General features: G+C 71.8%; 4 protein-coding genes. 1 reads left to right on the top strand and 3 read right to left on the bottom strand.

Going from position 1 to position 5,077, the window contains the following annotated elements:
• Positions 1 to 386: 386 nt before the first annotated feature.
• Complete coding sequence (locus IH09_RS35895; protein WP_052861945.1) at positions 387 to 845, top strand: hypothetical protein; 459 nt, start codon at positions 387 to 389, stop codon at positions 843 to 845.
• On the opposite strand, the gene IH09_RS35890 is transcribed toward IH09_RS35895, so the two are convergent.
• The 3 genes from IH09_RS35890 to IH09_RS35880 form a co-directional block, all read right to left on the bottom strand.
• Positions 808 to 2,346: an amino acid permease gene (locus tag IH09_RS35890; RefSeq protein ID WP_110952819.1), complete on the bottom strand. Its 1,539-nt coding sequence runs from the start codon at positions 2,344 to 2,346 to the stop codon at positions 808 to 810. The genes IH09_RS35895 and IH09_RS35890 overlap by 38 nt on opposite strands.
• 147 nt (positions 2,347 to 2,493) lie before the next feature.
• On the bottom strand, positions 2,494 to 3,525 hold the full coding sequence (gene argF / locus IH09_RS35885) for an ornithine carbamoyltransferase (RefSeq protein WP_052861944.1): 1,032 nt from the start codon (positions 3,523 to 3,525) through the stop codon (positions 2,494 to 2,496).
• A gap of 202 nt (positions 3,526 to 3,727) precedes the next feature.
• Positions 3,728 to 4,963, bottom strand: a complete 1,236-nt coding sequence (locus tag IH09_RS35880) for an arginine deiminase (RefSeq protein ID WP_052861943.1) — start codon at positions 4,961 to 4,963, stop codon at positions 3,728 to 3,730.
• Positions 4,964 to 5,077: the final 114 nt, after the last annotated feature.

The following is a 5,077-nucleotide window of genomic DNA, read 5'->3' as shown; positions in this document are numbered from 1 at the left end:
CGGCGGGGGTGGGAGTGCGTGGGTTGGGGGCCACTCGGGGGGCGACGTGGAGGCGTACCGAGCCGAGCCGCCGGCGTGGTGCCGGCGTCCGGCGGGCGAGGGCTCGGTCGTGCCGCTCTTCGGCCGCGTGGCCATGCGGCGGCCCGGTCATGCGCCCTTCAGTCATCCGGCCGTGCGGGCGCGCTGCGGTCCGGCGGTCCGGCGATGCAGCGGTCCGGCCATCCAGCGGGCCGGGATCCGGCGATCCGGCGGGCTACGCCATCCGAAGGTCCCGCCCGCCCCATGACTCAGGTCCCGGCGTTCCCGGCCGCCCGCCTCTGCCGGGCCCCGTGCCCGTTTCCTACGGTTGAGCCGTCTGACCTGGTCTTCTGCGAACGGACAGCGCCATGCCGGAAACGTCCCTCCCCACCTACTGGCGGATCGGTCTGCCGCGCTCGGCGACGGCCGTCCCCCTCGCCCGCGCACTGGTCCGTACCGCCCTGCTGGACCTGCGGGCCCCGGCCGACGGCGACACCGCCGAGCGGCTGACCGCCGATCTGGTCACCGACGCCGTCGCTCAGGCTCGCGGCGCGGACCCCCTGGAGCTGGTGGTGGAACTCCTGCCGGCCGCCCCGCCGGCGGCGGCGCCCGGCGACAAGCCGGAGTTCGCGGCCGGACCGGGCGCCCCGCCCTCGCCGGACGGCCCCGCCGCCGGTGAGGCGGACAGCCGCGCCGCCGGTGAGGCGGACGGCCGCGGCCTGCTCCTGATCCGGACGTTCGGCCCGGACGCCGGCGCCGGTGCGGCGCCCTACGGCAAGGCCGTGTGGTTCACCCTCGCCGCGCGTCCGCAGCCGTGCCGCCACTGACCGGCCCGGTCTCGTCCGGGGCGTCGCCGGCCGGTGTCCGCGGGGTGGTGCCCAGGCGTGAGTGGCGGCGGCCGTAGCGCGCGTAGACCAGGGCGCCGACGGCCAGGAAGCCGGCGAACTCCAGCCAGGTCACCGGGCCGGTACCGTAGATCAGGTAGCCGCAGAAGGCGATGCCCAGTACCGGGCTGAGCGGGAAGAGCGGGACGCGGAACCGGCGCGGCAGATCGGGGCGGGTGCGGCGCAGCACCATCACGCTGACGTTGACCACCGCCATGATCGACAGCGTTCCGATGGTCGTCAGGTTCATCACCACGTCCAGCGGGACGACGGCGGCCGGGACCGCGAAGGCGACCGCGACGATCCAGGTGCCGGCGACGGGCGTGGACGTCCGGGGCGAGATCCGCTCGAAGACCCGCGGGATCAGGCCGTCCCGCGACATCGACATCAGGATGCGGGTCTGGCCGTACATGACGGCGAGGACGACGGAGGCGATGGCGACGACGGCGCCGAAGGCGATCACGCCGCCGCCGAAGGCCGACTCGGTGACGCGGTTGACGATCAGCGAGAGCGCGGCGGGTTGGCCTGCCACCTGGTCGGCGGAGAGCGCGCCGATGGCGCCGACCGCGACCAGGCAGTACAGGACGGTGACCACGCCGATGCAGATCATGATCGCGAGGGGGATGTTGCGCCGCGGGTTCTTGACCTCCTCACCGGCCGTGGTGATCGCGTCGAAGCCGATGTAGGAGAAGAACGCGAGCGACGCGCCGGAGGTGATACCGGCGATGCCCTCCGGGGCGAACGGGGTGAGGTTCCCGGCCCGGAACGCGGTGCAGGCGATCCCGCAGAACAGGATCAGGATCGCGATCTTCAGCACGGCCATCGCGGCGGTCGCGCGGGCGCTCTCCCGGATGCCGCGGACCAGGAGGAGCGCGGCGAGCAGCATCACGACGACGGCGGGGATGTTGACGATGCCGCCGTCGCCCGGCGGGCTCGACAGCGCCGCCGGCAGCTGCCAGCCGGTCAGACTGCCCAGCAGTTCGTTCAGGTACTGGCCCCAGCCGACGGCGACCGCCGAGACCGAGATGCCGTATTCGAGCAGCAGGCACCAGCCGACGAGAAAGGCGGTGCGCTCGCCGAGCGTGGCGTACGCGTAGGAGTACGAGCTGCCGGAGACCGGTATCGCGCCGCCCAGCTCCGCGAAGGAGAAGGCGGTGAAGACACAGGTGACGGCCGCGAGGACGAAGGAGACGATGACGGCGGGCCCGGCCTGGGCGACGGTGTCGGACAGCCCGACGAAGATGCCGGTGCCGACGATCGCGCCGATGCCGAAGCACACGAGCTGGAAGAGCCCCATGGTGCGCTTGAGGCCGTGACCTTCGCGGTCCGCGCCGGATTCGGCGATGAGGACGTCGGGGGACTTGACGCGCAGGGCGGACGGACCCGCAGGAGCTGCGGCGCGCAGCGCCTCCGTGGGGCGGCGGCGGGCGGCGGGCGGACGCATGGGGTGGTTCTCTTCTCTGGTGGTGCGGTGTGCGCGGTAGGGGTGGCAGGCCGCACACGGAGCGGGGTCCGGACCGGTGGGCCCGAACCCCGTGAGCGGCTCGATGGTAACCGCTTTGACTGCATGATCGCCCATTGGGGCGTATGACTATGCAGTGCCGTCCGGTGCGGCTCCGTCACCGGCCAGTGTCGCGACCAGTACGGCCTTGATCGTGTGCATCCGGTTCTCCGCCTCGTCGAAGACGACGGAGTGCGCGGACTCGAAGACCTCGTCCGTGACCTCCAGCGACGTCAGGCCGTGCCGTGCGTGGATCTCCCGGCCGACCGCCGTACCCAGGTCGTGGAAGGCGGGCAGGCAGTGCAGGAACTTCACCGCCGGCTTCCCCGTGGCGCGCAGCACGTCCATGGTGACCGCGTACGGGCCGAGCAGCGCGATCCGCTCGTCCCAGACCTCCTTGGGCTCCCCCATGGAGACCCAGACGTCGGTGGTGACGAAGTCCGCGCCGCGCACGCCCTCGGCGACGTCCTCGGTGAGCGTGATGCGCGCACCGCTCCCGTCGGCGAGCGCGCGGGCCTGTGCGACGACCGGTTCGGCGGGCCACAGCTGCCGCGGCGCGACGATCCGCACGTCCATGCCGAGCAGCGCGCCGGTGACGAGGTAGGAGTTGCCCATGTTGTTGCGGGCGTCACCGAGGTAGGCGAAGGCGATCTCCGCCGGCGGCCGGCCCCGGCCGTGCTCGATCATGGTCAGCACGTCGGCGAGCATCTGGGTCGGGTGCCAGTCGTCGGTCAGACCGTTGAAAACGGGCACGCCCGCATGCGCGGCCAGCTCCTCGACATCCGCCTGCCGGCTGCCACGGAACTCGATCCCGTCGAACATCCGGCCGAGGACCCGGGCGGTGTCCTTCACCGACTCCTTGTGGCCCATCTGCGAGCCGGCGGGGTCGAGGTAGGTGGTCGACGCGCCCTGGTCCGCGGCCGCCACCTCGAAGGCGCAGCGGGTCCTGGTCGAGGTCTTCTCGAAGATCAGGGCGATGTTCCTGCCGCGGAGGCGGGCGACCTCGGTACCGGCGCGCTTGGCGGCTTTCAGCTCGGCCGCCAGGTCGATCAGTCGGCGGAACTCCTCGGCGCTGAAGTCCAGCTCCTTGAGGAAGTGGCGGCCCGTGAGGTCTATCGCCATGAGTGGGCTCCTGATTCGCGGCATACGGGGACGAGGGGGTGGCGGGGACGGCGGACCGGGACGGCCCGCCGAACACTGGAAGTGTATACGACGGTCCGCATTTCCATACGAACCGAGATCTCCCCCACCGGCGGCCCTCCCCACCGGACTCCCCGCCGAACTCCCCGCGGAACGGAGCGGCCGCGCGCCCGGCGGTGCCGGCTCACCCCACACCCGGCACGGCGTCGCGTATCACCGGACAGCTCATACAGCGCGGCCCGCCCCGCCCTCTGCCCAGCTCGCTCCCGGGGATCGTGATGACCTCGATGCCCCGCTTGCGCAGAAACGTGTTCGTGGTGACGTTCCGCTCGTACGCCACCACCACGCCCGGCTCGACGGCCAGCACATTGCACCCGTCGTCCCACTGCTCACGTTCCGCCGCGTGCACATCCTGGGTCGCGGTGAGTACCCGGATGTCGGACAGGCCCAGGGCGGCCGCTATGGCGCGGTGCATATGCTCCGGCGGATGGTCGGTGACCTTGAGGTCCCGCTCGCCCGAGCCCGGTTCGATGGTGTACGAGCGCAGCATGCCCAGGCCCGCGTACTGCGTGAAGGTGTCCCCGTCGATCATGGTCATCACGGTGTCCAGGTGCATGAAGGCCCGCCGCTTGGGCATGTCCAGCGCCACGATCGTGCGCGCCGAGCCCGCCGCGAACAGTCCGCGCGCCAGCATTTCCACGGCCTGCGGGGTGGTCCGCTCGCTCATCCCGATCAGCACCGCGCCCGCGCCCATGACCAGCACGTCACCGCCCTCGATCGTCGAGGGGAAGTCCGCCTGCCCCTCCGACCAGACGTGGAAGTCCGCGCCGCGGAAGAGCGGATGGTGCCGGTAGATCGCCTCGTAGTGCACGGTCTCGCGCTGCCGGGCCGGCCAGCGCATCGAGTTGATGGAGACGCCGTCGTAGACCCAGGCTGAAGTGTCACGGGTGAAGAGGTGGTTGGGCAGCGGGCCCAGCAGGAAGTCGTCCAGATCCATCACATGGAAGCGGACCGAGGTCGGCTCGGGGTACCGCTCCAGGAACTCGCGCTTGGTCATACCGCCGACCAGCGCCTCGACGAGCTCGGGCACCGGCAGTTCGTCGAAGGCCGCCCGGATGTGATCGGTGGCCAGCGGCCCGTACTCCTTCTCGTCGAAGACCCGGTCCAGGACCAGCGTCCGCGCCGCGGGGATACGCAGGCTCTCGGCCAGCAGATCCCCGAAGAGGTGCACGTCCACGCCCCGGTCCCGGAGCACGTCCGCGAACCCGTCGTGCTCGGCGCGCGCCCGGCGCACCCACAGCACGTCGTCGAAGAGCAGAGCGTCCTTGTTACTGGGCGTGAGCCGCTTCAGCTCCAGATCGGGTCGGTGCAGAATGACCCGGCGCAGCCGCCCGGCCTCGGAGTCGACATGGAATCCCATCTCCCCATCTTGGCCGCTTCCGGCCGCCCGCGGACGGCGTCGGGGGGATGAGATCACGAATTTCGGGGGATGGGCGCTGCGGCGTCGGATCGTGGGGGCGGGGGGCTTCGTGGG

Origin of the sequence: Streptomyces celluloflavus (assembly GCA_000720995.1) — a bacterium.
Lineage (GTDB): Bacteria > Actinomycetota > Actinomycetes > Streptomycetales > Streptomycetaceae > Streptomyces > Streptomyces celluloflavus.
The sequence above is the reverse complement of the archived record's forward strand: the minus strand, read 5'-3'. Positions and strand labels throughout refer to the sequence as shown.

What these genes read in the sequence shown, in the direction of transcription:
- IH09_RS35895 (WP_052861945.1), top strand. Translation starts at nt 387, where the DNA reads ATGCCGGAAACGTCCCTCCCCACCTACTGGCGGATCGGTCTGCCGCGC.
- argF (WP_052861944.1), bottom strand. Translation starts at nt 3,525, where the DNA reads ATGGCGATAGACCTCACGGGCCGCCACTTCCTCAAGGAGCTGGACTTC.
- IH09_RS35890 (WP_110952819.1), bottom strand. Translation starts at nt 2,346, where the DNA reads ATGCGTCCGCCCGCCGCCCGCCGCCGCCCCACGGAGGCGCTGCGCGCC.
- IH09_RS35880 (WP_052861943.1), bottom strand. Translation starts at nt 4,963, where the DNA reads ATGGGATTCCATGTCGACTCCGAGGCCGGGCGGCTGCGCCGGGTCATT.